This window comes from Colwellia sp. D2M02, assembly GCF_018860755.1.
GTDB lineage: Bacteria > Pseudomonadota > Gammaproteobacteria > Enterobacterales > Alteromonadaceae > Colwellia > Colwellia asteriadis.
Genome location: NZ_JAHKPW010000065.1, coordinates 1 through 16467, shown reverse-complemented (window position 1 = coordinate 16467; position 16467 = coordinate 1). Strand labels below are relative to the sequence as shown.

Sequence of the window (16467 nt, the reverse complement as noted above, 5' to 3'; positions counted from 1 at the left end):
TTACTTGCAATAGGCCAGCTATTGACACGAAATTGCCTTGCTTATCCTATGGAAAAAATAAAAACTATCAAGCTAGTGATTCAGAAGATAATTTTTCTTATAATTCAATTTTTTAAGCATCTCTTAAACCGAGTTCAAGTTAGATAATAAATACTCGCTTTTAACGCAAAATAAGTTAATGCCTTATTTTATGAAAATAGTGCATTAACTTATTATTGATTAAGCTGCTAGTAAGTAATTATTCGCCTTGCTCTTGACCTGAACGGTTTAATAAAAACTGCGTTAGCATACTTACTGGGCGCCCAGTTGAACCTTTGTTTTTTCCACCACGCCATGCGGTGCCAGCAATATCTAAATGTGCCCAATTGTATTTTTTGGTAAATTTAGATAAATAACAAGCCGCTGTTATGGTACCTGCTTCTTTACCACCTAAGTTGGTAAAGTCTGCAAAAGGACTCTCAAGCTGTTCTTGATAGTCATCCCACAATGGCAAACGCCATGCTCTGTCACCACTTTGCTCTGACGCATTCAATAATTCATTCGCCAGTGGGTTGTGGTTACTTAATAAACCTGTTGCGTGTGCGCCCAATGCGACAACACAAGCACCAGTTAGGGTTGCTACATCAATCACTAATTCAGGATCGAAACGCTCAACGTAAGTTAAAGCGTCACATAAAACTAAGCGACCTTCAGCATCGGTATTTAGTACTTCAACGGTTTGACCCGACATAGTGGTTAAAATATCACCTGGTCGGTAAGCGTTACTACCCGGCATATTTTCACAGCCAGCTAAAACGCCGATAACATTAATGGGTAGCTGTAACTCTGCTAATGAGTGCATAGCGCCTAATACGCCCGCGGCACCACCCATGTCATATTTCATTTCATCCATACCTAAGCCTGGCTTTAATGAAATACCACCACTATCAAATGTTAAGCCTTTACCTACAAGTACTAGCGGTTTTGAATCGTCGCCAGCACCATTGTATTTAATAATGCTCATTTGCGATTCGTTTGCTGAACCACGGCCTACCGCTAAGTATGAACCCATACCTAACTCTTCCATTTCTTGCTCGCCAACAATGGTTGTAGTTACATTGTCGTAGTCGTTTTCTAAAATTTTTGCTTGTTCAGCTAAATAGGCTGGATTGCAAATATTTGGCGGCATATTGGCAACGTTTTTACAGGTTGTTACCCCTTCAGCAATTGCTAGTGCGTGTGCTATTGCGCGTTCACCAATAGGTAACTCACGGCGAGTAGGCACTTTAAACGCCATTTTTCTTAATGGGCGACGTAATTCGGCTTTACGTGTTTTCAAACTATCGAAGGTGTATAAGCTATCTTGAGCCGCTTCAACCGCTTGACGAATTTTCCAGTAGATATCACGACCTTTAACGTGTAACTCTGATAAGAAGCATACAGCTTCCATGGCACCCGTTTCATTTAGGGTATTAATTGTTTTAGTAATAATTTGACGGTATTGACGTTCGTCTAGTTCACGTTCTTTACCACAACCAACAAGTAAAACACGTTCACTTAACATGTTAGGTACATGATGTAGTAATAACATCTGACCTGATTTACCTTCTAAATCACCTTTACGCAAAAGGTTGCTGATGTAGCCTTCGCTGATTTCATCTAATTGCTCAGCGGTTCCGCTAAGTCTGCGAGGTTCAAAAACACCAACAACAATACAAGCACTATGCTGTTTTTCTGGGCTGCCGCTTTTTACACTGAACTCCATGACTTTTCCTTTTACAATTGAATTTTGGGGAAACTAGCAAGTTTATTTGCTTTAACTTGCTAAAATAAGTAAAAAATAGCACTCTTGTCTATTCAATCTCTATTGCTAAGGGCTATAATTATAGCCGCATTTATCAATACTTCTTAGCTACTGACTTTATACTTTACTTATGAAAACGACAAGTTTACTTAAAAATTGCCAGTATGTCAGAAAAAAACTAAGTTTTTATGGGATCTTTTTGTGATCATTTTTCGTTATTTATTAAAAGAAGTGGCTAAAACCCAACTCGCGGTTTTTTTAGTCTTAATGACTATTTTCATCAGCCAAAAATTTGTTCGTTACTTAGGTGACGCGTCAGACGGTAGTATCCCGGGTCAACTGGTAATGACCTTTATCGCACTTAAAGTGCCAGACTTAGCAGGCATGATGCTACCACTCAGTTTATTTTTGGGGGTGCTGCTCGCTTATGGCCGTATTTATGCTGATAGTGAAATGACCGTATTACATGCTTGTGGGGTAAGTGAGTGGTATGTGGTGAGAGTCACCCTAGTACTTGCGTTTATTACGGCGATTTTAACGGGAATTTTTACCTTGTATTTAGCGCCAATGGCGTCTGAATACCAATATAAAGTACAAGAAGAACTTGCCGCTGACTCTGGGCTAAGTGCTTTAGTTGCAGGCCGATTCCAACAAACAGGTAACCAAGATGCCGTGGTATTTATTCATGATAAAAGTCGTGAAAATAACAGTTTCAATAAAGTATTTGTTGCACAACTGCCTGATGAAAAAAATAGTGAGCACAGTATTATTAATGCCAGTTTAGTGTATTCGTCACAAGGGCAAGTATTTGAAGATGAACTCGGCTCACAACGATTAGTGCTGGATAATGGCACCCGTTATCATAGCGACCCAGTTACCAATGAGTTTCAATCAGTTAATTTTGATAAATATTATATTCAAATTAAAGATCAAGAAGTTGAGCACAAGCATCGTAAGCTTAGTGCCTTAACCACCCAGCAGTTATTAACAGAAAGTACCCCAGAGTTAGAAGGTGAATACCGAGCAACAATACAGTGGCGTATTGCCTTTCCATTAGCATGCCTTATTTTAACCTTTATTGCGGTGCCGCTAAGTGTAGTTAATCCTAGGCAAGGTAAGTTTGCGAAAATGTTGCCAGCATTAATGTTGTTTTTAGGATATTTCTTATTATTAACCGCAATGCGATCGAGTATTGAAAAGGGAGTTATACCCAGTGAGGTAGGCTTATGGCCAATTCATATTAGCGGCTTATTTATGGGAATTATGCTCTTAATGAAAGAACGTACTAGTGGTCGGAAAATAAAAGCTAGACTGCCGAAAATGAAAAGAAAACAGCGTGACGACACGCTTAACACTAAGGTTAATTAATGCGTATTTTAGATTTTTATATTGGTCGCGTTATTACTTCAACCACTTTTATTACCTTAGCGGTTTTTGTTAGTGTCAGCGGCATTATTAAGTTTGTGGAACAAATGCGAGCGGTTGGTCGTGGTAATTATGACTTATCCCATGCCGCCTTATATGTGCTGTACGCTATTCCTCGTGATATTGAAATATTTTTCCCAATGTCGGCGCTAATTGGCGGCTTAATTGGTATAGGTATGCTGGCGAGTAACAGTGAGCTGGTGGTAATGCAGGCGGCAGGCTTATCAAAGTTAGACATTATTAAGTCGGTAATGAAGACTGCGGTATTACTTATTTTGGTTAGCATGGCAGTAGGGGAGTGGCTAGCGCCAAGCGGTGAAGCAAAAGCGCGTGAAATTAGAGCTCAGGCAATATCGGGAGGCAGTTTAATCTCCTCTAAAAATGGCGTCTGGGCGAAAGATGGCGATTACTTTGTCAATATTGGTGAAGTACAAGACCAAGGTAAATTGAAAAAAGTACAGATTTATCGCTTTAATGAGCAATTGAAACTTGATAGTTGGCTGTCGGCGCAAAGTGCAGTGTACTTGGGTGACTCATGGCGACTCACCGATGTTATTAATACACAAGTTACAGCAACGGAAGTGATTACCGAGCAGTTAGACGAGCAAGTTTGGCAGTCATCACTAACACCTAAAAAGCTAGGCGTGGTTACCGTAACGCCAGAGTCATTATCGTTACGTGGTTTAATTGATTACCTTGATTACTTAGAAGCTAATGCGCAAGACCCTAGCCGTTACCAGCTCGCTTTTTGGCGTAAAATAATGCAGCCATTTACTGTTGCCGTGATGCTGTTGGTAGCTCTGTCTTTTATTTTTGGTCCGTTGCGCTCTGTTTCTATGGGTGCTCGCATCATGATGGGCGTATTTACAGGATTGTTGTTTTTTGTTTGTAATGAAGTGTTAGGCTCGTTAAGTTTAGTGTACCAACTTCCCGCATTATTTGGCGCTACAGTTCCTAGCTTGTTATTTGTAGGTGGTGCCTGGTACGTTATTAAGAAAAAAGCGGTGTAACCAGCATTTATGCCACAAGGAGGAGGGAGCGTTAACTCGTGTTAGGGTTAACTAAAGAAGATAATCAATATTTTAGCTGGATTAATTGCGCTAATTTCTTTATATTTCAACGCTAAAATTTTTTGTTATTGATGCTACGGCGTCATTTTTGAAAAATAATAACGGTTTACGTAACAACCGTACAAACAACAGAAGCGAGGATGCTGATGCTCACCAAGGATCCGGTGAACCATACCACACCATATTTTTTTGCCAATAATAATAGTTTTGAAACACCAGAGCCCCAAGAGCCAACACTTCACTTCGCTTATCTAAGCCGAAGTCAGTTATGCTTGCTGCCAAAAAAACTGCAACGTTTATTAGTTGATAATCAATACGGCGTACTTGATAAACATCAAGTAACCACATATCGCTACAATCCAGCCTGTCAATTTTGGGCTAAAACGAAAACTTGGCAAAAAGTAACTTACAATCAATTTAAGCAAGCAGAGCAAGGTCTTGCTATTTATCCTAAAAAAATTGATAACACACCTAAATATGCCGGCTCTACCGCCAATAATGCCATAACAGGTAATGCCTCATTAGCTCAAGTAACTAATAGTAGTCACCCTGCTAGTAATGTAGCGACACCTGCCAGTAACTTAAGCCAAGCGCAAACAGACTTTTTGCAGCAGCGAGCAGAAATGCTGCGACATCAATATGCACAAAATCAAGCGCAGAGCCCAACAGAGCAAAGCTATTCACCTACGGTAAATATTTACAAGCCTGAAATTAATAGCACTATGTTATTAAAAGCGACTCATCAGGTGCGACAAAATTTTATTTATCATGTTTTGCAAGCCTCTGAAAACGTAGAACAACTCGCACAGTTCTACACTGGCTATAAAAATGCTAATTTAATTTATGATTACAACCTAGGTTGTAGCGAGCGTAACCCTGCACCAACGGGCACTAACCTATTAGTGCCGAGTGGTTGGAAACTCAACATTGAAGGTGGTAGCACTAACAGTCGCAGCGTGCATATTCAGTGGCAAGGGCCAACCAGTGGCGAAACCACGATTCAACTTGAAAAAAAGCGTCCCGATGAACTGTCATTTTGGCAACATTACATTGTAGTAGAGCCTGGAGAGTACACCGTAGCCGTTAATGCAAGTGGCGCTGTAGATACTAGCGCCTTTACCATTGAAGAGCCTACTTTTGCCTACGAAATTGAATTACTCGACGAACTAGGTGAGCCGCAAGCCAACATGGGTTACAACATTCGTTTACGCAACGGCCATGTTATTACCGGTCAACTTGATCAAAATGGCTATGCCAATGTCTCAGGCCCTGATTTTGAAAACGCCAAAGTCAGCTTTTTTGAACTCGCCGATCACGATTGGTCTGTAGGCAATATTACCTAAACTCAGCTAAAGCAATTTAGGTAAGTAAAATATAAGGATATATTAATGACACAGCAACATACCGTCGCACAAGGCGAAACACTGCTACGCATAGCACGCCAATATGGTTATAAAACCTCAACCGCCTTGTATAACCACCCCAGTAATGCTGAATTTAAAGCACTACGCCCTGATCCTAATTTAATTTTTCCGGGCGATATCATCACCATACCCGCTAAAAAAGAAAAGTTTATGCCACTACGTGCTAGTAGCATCAACACCTTTGTCGTACAAAACGAAAAAGAATATTTTCGCTTAAAAGTGTTTTATGAAGATGGTCGCGATATTACCGGAAAACGTATTGTACTTAACATTGGCAGTCAAACTATCGATACAGTGTTACCGACAGACGGCTTAGTTGAAGTTGAACTAAATGAAAATGATACGCTTACTGCCCAGATCGATTTATACCTTAAAGAAGGCGAAACCACACCCAGTAAAAGTTTTACCGCACAAGTGGGGGAGTTAGACCCAGTTGATACACTTTCAGGCGTGCAAGCGCGTTGTAATTTATTAGGGTTTGACTGCGGTAAAGTTGATGGCATTAATGGCGCAAAAACTAAAGCGGGTGTCAAAGGTTTTCAGTTTGTACATGGCTTAGAAGTAGACGCCATAGCAGGAAAAAAAACTAAAGCTAAATTAAAGCAAGTATACGGATATTAATAGCAGGGAAATAAAATGAACGCAGCCACTAATAACTTAGCAATGGCGGTTAACAAAACCAACAAATTGATAGTAGGGAAGAAAGTAACGCCCATTTACCCCGTACGTTATGCTTATGCCAATTTTTTTGAAGAAACATTAAGTAACAGTGCCATTCCCGTTGAACTATACAATTTACTCTACGCAAGAACAATTAAAGAGGGTCAAGGTTATATTGTTCGTTTATTACGTAAGGGTTGGATTTACTTATGTGACGACGATGACCCGGCTTCTGACAAATTACATATTTTTAAATATGAAAAACGTAAAGATGAGAAAGGAGTAGCATCAGAGCATTTTATTAAATATAAATTTAAAAATGGTATTGATGCATCGCAAGGTATTGAAATTGATACAAACAACAAGTGCGCATCATCAAGCGACGGTAGCTATGGATTTGTCTTTGCTAGCGAAGACGTTAAAAAAGTCTCAATTGTTTACACCGAGCATGAATTAGCACTTGATATTATTGACAAAATTCAAAGTGATGTAAATTTTCGCCGCGAATGTATGCAGCTAATTGACTTACAACAAGACCAAGGGCAAGACTTTATTCCGGTTACAGAGTCTAATTTATGGAAGTTAATTGAAGATTATCGAGATAGGAAAGATCGATTTTTACAAGTACAAGCCAGTGAAAAAGCTAACCAAGAAGAATTAAACTTAGAAAATTTAACTACCGAGCACTCATACGAACTTGACGCAGATCATATTTCGTTACGCATTAATCATACCTTACGCTTTTCTGAAAAATCTAAAATTGTTGCATTATTTGACCCAGTGGGACGACAAAAAGATATTGCATTGGCACATGCTCAGCTTTGCATTTTACAGCAAGCCGAGTCAGCACAAAATGTTTATCCATATACAATAGGCTCCTTCGTACAGGCACTACGAAGCAGTAAAGATGAAGAGATTAAAGAAGCCTTAGCAGAAAATATTAACTGGCAAGAGCACGGCAACTACTGGCAAGAAATGGATGAAAACCAGCAAAATTATTTAGCACGCCAGCAAGAGTTTGTTGATTTATATAAAGCATTTATGGGAGCTGCTGAACATCAAAATCAAGTAGGCAGCTTAAATACCTACTTAAAGAGTTTTTTTGCAGAGCCAGAGCAAAATGCTGAACAAGAAAATGAGCTTGTTAAATTGTGTGATGTGTGCACTGATATGTTTGCCGGAATGTTAGCATCAGAACCCGGAAACAAAGCCCTTGAAAAATTATTTATTGACGGCGCAGAACAAGCCGAAAACAATGACAATTCCTCACCAATGGCTATGTTTTGGTATCATTTTTTAAGACCCATCATCACTCAGCCGCAAAAGGGTACCGACTTTACCGCAAACACTTTACAGGTAATAGACAGGCTTATGCTCAATATAATGGCCCCTATTATTTCTAAAGTGTATTCACCCACTAAAGTCAGTATGGACTACGCAAAAAAATTATTCGGGTTAAGTGCAGGAGCAGGGCTTAACTATATTGCCAACAAAGTAGTGCCAGCCATTTTAGGGGTGTACGGTGTACAAATACTTGATAAAAAAGTAGCCCTAACCGAGCAACAACTAGAGAAACTAATAAATAAAACTATACGTGATGCAAATTTAAATCAGCATTTACGAGTTAGCAACCCACAAACTGCTGAGCGTTATGTCGGCAGTGCCGAACGTAAAATTAAGGTGGCGCAAACGGCATTTGACTGGGTAGAAGCTATAAAAGATGCAAAGTTACCAACACTCATTACCTTATCTGAAATTAAAGTTGATGCTCGTAATTACAATAACTATGCGTTTGTACACAGCCCTTACAGTAACGCCAGTAAAATAGCGATTCTTGTTGATGGAAGTTTTGCTGGGCTCAGTGCTTATTTTAATATTGCTGCAATGAACGATCTTATTCATCAGAATCGTCTTGATAGCACTAACCCACTAAAGAGTCATTCAACGTTTCAAACGGTCATGACCTGGACTAGTATTCTATCGGCTTTAACCGTTGATATTGCCACCATTGGTAGTGACACAATTAAAATGGGGCATAAGGCGGTTCAAGCTCAACCTAAATTATTGCAGCCCAAAGCCATGCAAGCATTAAAGCCACTGGCAAAAAATTTAAACAAGTCATTGGGGGTGTTTTTAGCTGGTAAAGCCACCACACGGCTTATTTTAGTAGCTAACATAGCGGGTGCGGTTAGTTCAACCATGAGTGCTATAAATGCCTTTAATGTTGGCAGTGACGAAGAAGCTTATGGGCACTTAATTACCATGGCAGGCTCTGCTGCATTAGCAACACAAGTGATATTTTTTGGCTCTAGTGCACTTTATGCTAGCGGTGTTTCAGCTGCTACAATCGGCGGCGCGCCTGTCAGTATATTATTGCTCATAGGTGGTTTAATCGCTATAGGTGCAGGTATTAGTATGACCTTTATCTTTGGTAAAAATGATTTAGAGCTATTACTAGCAAATTGTTTTTGGGGAAATGGTAGTAAATATGCGTTTTGGATAACTGAAGATGAAAGACCATCTATTAATGATAGGCTCAAAGAAGCTTCTACTATATATAAAGAACAAAGAGTCTCGAGTGCCTATCAAGTTGAGCTGCAAGAGTTTGAGAATATATTTAATCGTCCATCATTAACTCTTGAACATAAAGACGATAAGTCTGACTATAACTTTACCTTACCTAATTTTAGACTAGGTATTTCACAGCTTTACTTTGAAGTAAGAGTTAATAAAAGAGTGTTGTCTGATGGCATCATCAAACCAAATACTCTCAGTAATAGCACTAGCGACTTTAGCCCATACGTAACCGTGCGTGAGGTTGATTTGCAATTAACCCAAAGCTTAAAACAACAGTTCAATGCCATAAAACATACCTTTAACTCAGGGCTTACACAATTTACCTTAACCCTTGAACATGAAAAGGAGGTTTTTTTATATTGGTATTACGAGCCATCACCAGGAGCTATCGTACCCAAACGCTATTTAGTTGAAAATCAATTGGTTGATGGGGCTATTATAGGCATGCTTGATGATAATTTTATGCCTGAAACGCATTAATAAAAGAGGTTTTTATGGCTTTGATTAAACACCATTATCCAATACCTTTAGTAAATAAGTTGAAAGCGCTACTTAGCTTTCAACTCACTAAAGAAGCGCCGCCACCCAAACCGATAGTGTATGTAGATAAGCATCTTTGTAAGCTTAGTAATAATTCAATGAAAGCCCGTAATATGGGACTGATCCCATTGTTATTAATTATTTTATTTACTACATATTTAAATGTTGATGATTTCTGTATTGGTTGGGAGAAAAAGGAGAAGTCGACACAACACAAAATTAGATTTTATAAACGTGAATATGGCGAAAATTACTTTGTATCTCCACAAGTTCACCCTATAGATAAGCGAAATTACGATATGTTAGACGAAAATGGACAGCTATCATTAAGTAATTATATGCATTATCGTTATTATACAACGGCCAAAGTTGGCGGTACTTATCGCCTTAAAAAAGACATTTCATTTTTAGTTTTTTACGTTATTACCATTCCACTTTTGTTGTTCTTTATTATTCGTTTTAAACGCCAAGCACCTATGATATTCGATCGAGATAAACAAATTGTCTACCTCTGGTACAAAGGCAAGGTACGCGCCCAGCACTTTCAAGATTTACGGGTTTATGAAGACTTTCAAATGATGCGTATTCAGATACGTGGTTTTGATAAACACAACAACATGCAATGGGCTAATTTTATGGTGCAACCGCGCCATAACCCTTATTACAACGGCAGTGATGCGTACGAGCCGGTATTGGCATTTATATGTCAATTTATGGAATATGGCCGCGAGCATGTTATGCCACAGCATGAACAATGGCAATCAGATGAAAAACCCTTTGCATTTTTTGATGATGAAAAACCAAAAGACTTTGAGCAGCAATTAAATGCGGTGTTAACACATTTATCAGAAAACGACACCGACATTCCGCTAGATAAAGACAACTTGCCTATTCCTCCAGCATGAATACGGTTAAATAAAAAACAATGCCTTTGATAAAACACCATTACCCAATACCTTTAGTAAATAAGTTGAAAGCGCTACTTAGCTTTCAACTCACTAAAGAGGCGCCGCCGCCAGCACCGATAGTGTATGTAGATAAGCACCTGTGTAAGCTTAGTAATAATTCTATGAAAGCCCGTAATATGGGACTGATCCCATTGTTGTTAATGGTGTTATTTACTGCATATTTAAATGGCAATAATTTATTGAAAAGCTGGAGTGCTAGAGAGAGTTCAACTATTGATAGCGTTGAATTATATAAAAAAAAATATGGAGAGGATTATTTTAGTAGTATAGAAGTGAATCCAATACACTTAAAGTGGTATAACTTACTAGATGAAAGTGGTGAGTTGACGTTTAAAAGCTACTTGTATGCTCGTTACAGTAAAAAACATACAGCTTATGGAAGTTATTTTTACAAAAAAGACATTTCATTTTTAGTCTTTTACGTTATTACCATTCCACTTTTGTTGTTCTTTATTATTCGCTTTAAGCGACAAGCGCCAATGGTGTTTGATCGTGATAAACAAATTGTCTACCTCTGGTACAAAGGCAAGGTACGCGCCCAGCACTTTCAAGATTTACGGGTTTATGAAGACTTTCAAATGATGCGTATTCAGATACGTGGTTTTGATAAACACAACAACATGCAATGGGCTAATTTTATGGTGCAACCTCGCCACAACCCTTATTACAACGGCAGTGATGCGTACGAGCCGGTATTGGCATTTATTTGTCAATTTATGGAATATGGCCGTGAGCATGTAATGCCGCAGCATGAACAATGGCAAACCGATGACAAACCCTTTGCATTTTTTGATGATGAAAAACCAAAAGACTTTGACCAGCAGCTTAATGCGATATTAACGCATTTATCAGAGAATGATACAGATATCCCGCTTGATAAAGACAACTTGCCTATTCCTCCAGCATGAATACGGTTAAGTAAAAAACAATGCCTTTGATTAAACACCATTATCCAATACCTTTAGTAAATAAGTTGAAAGCACTACTTAGCTTTCAACTCACTAAAGAGACACCGCCGCCAATACCGATAGTGTATGTAGATAAGCACCTTTGTAAGCTTAGTAATAATTCTATGAAAGCCCGTAATATGGGACTGATCCCACTATTATTAATGATTTTATTTACTGTATATTTAAATGTTGAAGATCTATGTGGTTCATGGCAAGCAAGAGAAGACACGACGCAGCGTAGGGTTAAACTTTATAAACAAGAGCATGGAGAGAATTATTTTTCATCTTCTAACATTCACCCTATTCATAAACGAACCTACGATATGTTAGATGAGAATGGAGAGCTATCATTAAGTAATTATATGCACCATCGCTATTATACAACTACCAAAGTTGGCGGTACTTATCGCCTTAAAAAAGACATTTCATTTTTAGTTTTTTACGTTATTACCATTCCACTTTTGTTGTTCTTTATTATTCGCTTTAAGCGACAAGCGCCAATGGTGTTTGATCGTGATAAACAAATTGTCTACCTCTGGTACAAAGGCAAGGTACGCGCCCAGCACTTTAAAGGTTTACGGGTTTATGAAGACTTTCAAATGATGCGTATCCAGACACGTGGTTTTGATAAACACAACAACATGCAATGGGCTAATTTTATGGTACAACCGCGCCATAACCCTTATTACAACGGCAGTGATGTGTACGAGCCGGTATTGGCGTTTATTTGTCAATTTATGGAGTATGGCCGTGAGCATGTAATGCCGCAGCATGAACAGTGGCAAACCGATGACAAACCCTTTGCATTTTTTGATGATGAAAAACCAAAAGACTTTGACCAGCAGCTTAATGCGATATTAACGCATTTGTCAGAGAATGATACAGATATCCCGCTTGATAAAGACAACTTGCCTTCTGCCAGCGGTATGGATATCAGCATGAGTATGCGCATGAAAAGAGCCTTGAGAGGTGATAACAATAAGGCCCAGCATAATAACGGGAGTGAGTAAGTTATGTAATTGTCACTTACTCACGAGCTTTTGTATAATCAATCACTATTAGCTTCAAGCGATAATACGACCACTTCAGTAGTGGTTAATCGGTCTTGTAAGCTCAGTTTGTTTTTTCGATCAAATAATACGGTAATATTGCCCAAACCGAATAGGGTTGTTAATAAACGTTTAATTGCTGTTTTTGAGCTGATCAGTGAACCGTCAAGATTTTGTACGCGTAAACGCCAGGCTCTCATACCAAGTGTTTGTCCTTTTCGTGACCAAAAGTAAATGAAAAAGCCACAAACCCAAGCTACTCCCCAGCTATTAAAAGCAATGCGGTACATTACATGTGAAGCGTTCCAGTCTATATCAAAGTCATTACGAACAATATTAATAAGGCCAAGGTGATCAAGCAAAACAAAGAGTGCAACGCAGACATAACCAGATAGCATAAATATCGCAATAATAATTAGTAAATCATAAACCCAGGAGGCAAAGCGTCGGCGAAATCCTGCGCGCGGGAAAGACTCAGTTATAGCATTTTCCATGAAATCTCAATTTAAATGAAAGTGAAAGGTTTGCGCTAGTTTAACAAAAATTATCTTAATTGAGTATCTTCCTGAGCTAGCGTAAAATGGTTTCTTTTACTGTTATCGATTATTGACAAATTGAAGGATAAATATGTCTACTGCATTTTCAGTACATGGCGCGAAAGAGATTACTGTTGAAAATAATATCATTACTATTCGTAGTGTTGGTCCGTGGAATATTGAATACTTTCACTTATTACATCAAGATCTAATAGCAGCAGTGACATTGGTTGATTTTAATAACTATGCCGTACTGTTAGTTCCTCTGGGTGAAGCAATAAGTGTTGCCGAGGCTTTAGATTATCATGTTGCCTTTTTAAAAAAAGGTAATACTAAAGCGGTTGCCATAAACTTAGCAGGTAGTGATGTACCTAACTCGACCAAAAGTTTATGTACAAAAGCTTATGAGCAAGCGGGGTTGAATTTTAAATTTTTCACCTCAGACGAAGAAGCTAAACAGTGGTTACAAGACATACTTAGTTAGTGTTTACTCAAAGGTGATTAGGTGTACTGACTGTTTTCGATATTGTGGTTTTTTAATGGATATAAATTAATGCGTTTTTTACTCTTTTCGGCTTTATTAACCCTTTCTTGTACAGCATTGGCAACCGAGGCTGTAAAACACTACGAACATGCCTTACAGTTATTAAATGAAGATAAACTAGCTGAAGCTGAAATTGCGGTGAAAAACAGCTTACAGCAAGATTTAGATTACTTACCTGCGCGTTTATTACTCGGTAATATATTACTAAAAACGGGTAACTTAAAGTCGGCAGAAAAAGAGTTTGAACAAGCTAAAATTCTTCATGCCGACTCTTATGCGGTTACCATGTCGTTGGTTGAGGTAAAATTATTACTCGATAAAAATGAAGAGGCGTTAGCCTTATTAACAGCGCAAAAACATTTAAATACTGATGCGCAATATTATTACTTTCAAGGTAATGCTTATAAAGCCTTATTAAAGTATGACCTGGCATTAAGCGCTTATCAGCAAGCGATTAACATGCAGGAAAATAGCGCGCAATATCACACCGCTTTAGCTGATTTGTGGTACCGCAATGAAAATACCGATAACGCCCAACAGTCATTAAATAAAGCCTTACTGATTGACGACACTTATATTCCAGCTTTACTACTTAATGCTGAACTTTATAAAAAACTTAATCAATATCAGCAAGCTCAACAGTTTATTTCTTTAGTACTTTCACTTGATGAACACAACAAACAAGCATTATTTTCACAAGCGGGTTTATATTTAGCACAAAATGAATTGGCGTTAGCGTTAGCGATAACATTGAAGTTACGCGAAAGCTCTCCTTATGACCCTTATGCTAAATTATTGCATTCTTCTATTGTTGCTCAGCAAGGTAATACTAAACAAGCTCGCATCATTTTATCAGAGGTTAAGCAGCAACTATCGGGTGTAGATAATAGACATAAAGACGATCAAGACGTTTTATTACTGTCAGCAACGGTAGATTTCATTAATCAAAACAGCCACTCAGCTAAGAAACAGTTTGTGCGTTACCTTGACTTATATGGTGAAAACTCAAGTGCTCGCCGTTATTTAGCCATTCTAGCGCTAAGAGAGCAAGACATTGAAAAAGCGCAATTTCACATTGAAAAAGCATTAGCAAAAAATAGTAATGATGTTGAGATGTATGTGTTAGCGAGTGAAATTTATCGTCAAGCGGGCTTGTTAACTCAACAGTTAACGTTATTGGAAAAAGCGAATAAGAATTTTCCAGATAACAAGCGTATTAGCGAACATTATATTGCCAGCTTATTAGCTAATGAGCAGCAAGAAACGGCCCTTGCTGAGCTAAGTAAAACTAACACTAGCGGCAGTGCAACTAATGAAAAAATCAACAGTAGTTTACAAAATAAAACGGTATTAGGTTTTATGCAGTTGCAAGCAGGTTTGTTCGAGCAAGCTCAACAAACAACACAAGCCTTATTAAATGAATACCCTGATAAAGTTGAAGTATTACAACTTGCGGGGGAGTTATCACTTAAAACGCGTGAAAATAGTGAAGAAGCTATTTACTTTTTTGAGCAAGCACTCGCACTTGATGCTAATTTTTCTCCTGCAATATTGTCACTTGCTGGTGTTTATTTACAACAAAAAAAATTGACTGAAGTTGAAAGCTATTACCAACAATTATTAACCATTAACCCAAATAATGCGTTAGCGCTTCAGCTTTATGCCGATTTAGCGGTCAAACAAGGACGCTTTCCATTAGCGATTAAACTATTAACACCTTTGGCAGCTAACAATAATTTTCAAACAGGGCGAGCATTACTTAACTTATATATTGCCACTAAACAGCCTGATTTAGCATTACCTTTATTAACTCAGCTTGAACAAGGTTACCCGTTAAACGAAGCGTTGTTACTCACTAAAAGTAGAATACAAGCTCAGCTAGGCGAACAGGCTCAAGCGCAAAAATCACTTAATATACTGTACGGTTTATTATATGAAGAGCCGAAAAAACTTATTGTATTAGCTGGAGCGCAGCTTGATGTGATGGACGCTAATGCAGCGGCTAAAACGATAGCTCGTATTCAAAGCTTAGAGCAAGACCCTATACCTCCGTTATTACAGACACGGCTCTACATTGCCCAACAGCAGTATAAAAAAGCATTAACTATTATAGATTCGGCATTGCAAGAGAATGAAAATAGTCGATCTTGGTTATCATTAAAAGTTAATGTACTTATCAATCAAGAGCAATTTGAACAAGCAACATTAATTGTTGAAGAGCTTTATCAAGATGAGAAACGCAGAGAGCAATTACAACTATTAGCACAACTATACAGTCAGCAAGAAAAAACAGAACAGTTAATCACCTTACTGGTTAGCTGGTTAGAACATACCCCTAGTGATAAATGGGCCGTTGCCCAGTTAAGTACCTTAGCTGAGATGCAGGGTGATTTAGCATTGGCTATTACTACCTTAGAAAATTACCCAAACTTAGATACTAACCCTGCCTTTTTAAACAATTTGGCTAACTATCACCTTGCAAAATATTTGAAAGAAGTAAAAAAAGAAGTTATTCAGCTTACTTCAGAGCAGCCCAAGGCTGTAGAGTTAACCGTTGCGATTAACCACGCTCAAAAAGCTTACGAGTTGATGCCGTTAAATGCGGCGATAAACGACACTCTTGGCTGGCTTCATGTTCAAACGGGCAATATTGAACAGGGGCTAGGTTTGTTGCGTGAAGCCAGTGCTCGTGATGCTCAAAATGGCGAAATTTATTATCATCTTGCTTACGCTTTAACATTACTTGAGCGTAAGGAACAAGCATATCAGGCATACCAAAAGGCAACTAGTTTATTACCCCAACATAAATTACGCTCTGTAATTAACGAGTTACTAATAAAGATTAAAAGCTAGCAAGTACAGGTAAAATAATTAACGAGTAAACAGTATCTTTTGTTTTAGATTAGGGGCTGTTGATTTTTCGCGGTTAAATTTTGTTCGA

General features: G+C 38.3%; 12 protein-coding genes. 10 read left to right on the top strand and 2 right to left on the bottom strand.

The features are described 5' to 3' along the window. Nucleotides 1–238: 238 nt before the first annotated feature. Nucleotides 239–1744 (bottom strand): leucyl aminopeptidase, encoded by a 1506-nt coding sequence (pepA, locus tag KO495_RS12115; RefSeq protein WP_215980670.1) that lies wholly within the window; start codon nucleotides 1742–1744, stop codon nucleotides 239–241. A 240-nt stretch (nucleotides 1745–1984) separates the two neighbouring features. On the opposite strand from pepA, the gene lptF reads away from it, so the two are divergent. From lptF to KO495_RS12075, 8 genes are all read left to right on the top strand, one after another. Next, entirely contained in the window at nucleotides 1985–3151 is a 1167-nt protein-coding gene (lptF, locus tag KO495_RS12110) for an LPS export ABC transporter permease LptF (protein ID WP_215980669.1), read from the top strand. After that, entirely contained in the window at nucleotides 3151–4218 is a 1068-nt protein-coding gene (gene lptG, locus KO495_RS12105; protein ID WP_215980668.1) for an LPS export ABC transporter permease LptG, read from the top strand. The genes lptF and lptG overlap by 1 nt, the downstream gene beginning before the upstream one ends. A gap of 224 nt (nucleotides 4219–4442) precedes the next feature. After that, nucleotides 4443–5621 (top strand): hypothetical protein, encoded by a 1179-nt coding sequence (locus KO495_RS12100; RefSeq protein WP_354668384.1) that lies wholly within the window; start codon nucleotides 4443–4445, stop codon nucleotides 5619–5621. A gap of 45 nt (nucleotides 5622–5666) precedes the next feature. Beyond that, a complete protein-coding gene (locus tag KO495_RS12095; RefSeq protein WP_215980666.1) occupies nucleotides 5667–6323 on the top strand; it encodes a peptidoglycan-binding protein in 657 nt (218 codons plus the stop codon). Between the two features lie 15 nt (nucleotides 6324–6338). Continuing rightward, on the top strand, nucleotides 6339–9419 hold the full coding sequence (locus tag KO495_RS12090; RefSeq protein ID WP_215980665.1) for a toxin VasX: 3081 nt from the start codon (nucleotides 6339–6341) through the stop codon (nucleotides 9417–9419). Nucleotides 9420–9433: 14 nt separating this feature from the next. After that, nucleotides 9434–10384 carry a hypothetical protein gene (locus KO495_RS12085; protein ID WP_215980664.1) on the top strand — a complete coding sequence of 317 codons (951 nt, stop codon included), beginning with the start codon at nucleotides 9434–9436 and terminating at the stop codon, nucleotides 10382–10384. 20 nt (nucleotides 10385–10404) lie between these two features. Beyond that, a complete protein-coding gene (locus tag KO495_RS12080; RefSeq protein ID WP_215980663.1) occupies nucleotides 10405–11355 on the top strand; it encodes a hypothetical protein in 951 nt (316 codons plus the stop codon). A gap of 20 nt (nucleotides 11356–11375) precedes the next feature. Then, on the top strand, nucleotides 11376–12407 hold the full coding sequence (locus KO495_RS12075) for a hypothetical protein (protein ID WP_215980662.1): 1032 nt from the start codon (nucleotides 11376–11378) through the stop codon (nucleotides 12405–12407). 38 nt (nucleotides 12408–12445) lie between these two features. On the opposite strand, the gene KO495_RS12070 is transcribed toward KO495_RS12075, so the two are convergent. Beyond that, complete coding sequence (locus tag KO495_RS12070) at nucleotides 12446–12940, bottom strand: RDD family protein (RefSeq protein ID WP_215980661.1); 495 nt, start codon at nucleotides 12938–12940, stop codon at nucleotides 12446–12448. A gap of 133 nt (nucleotides 12941–13073) precedes the next feature. Here KO495_RS12070 and KO495_RS12065 point away from each other — a divergent pair, with 133 nt between their 5' ends. Together KO495_RS12065 and prsT are read left to right on the top strand one after the other, a co-directional pair. Continuing rightward, nucleotides 13074–13466: a hypothetical protein gene (locus tag KO495_RS12065; RefSeq protein WP_215980660.1), complete on the top strand. Its 393-nt coding sequence runs from the start codon at nucleotides 13074–13076 to the stop codon at nucleotides 13464–13466. A 69-nt stretch (nucleotides 13467–13535) separates the two neighbouring features. Beyond that, the gene (gene prsT, locus KO495_RS12060; RefSeq protein ID WP_215980659.1) at nucleotides 13536–16379 is read left to right on the top strand and encodes an XrtA/PEP-CTERM system TPR-repeat protein PrsT; all 2844 of its coding nucleotides are present in this window, start codon (nucleotides 13536–13538) and stop codon (nucleotides 16377–16379) included. Nucleotides 16380–16467 lie beyond the last annotated feature (88 nt).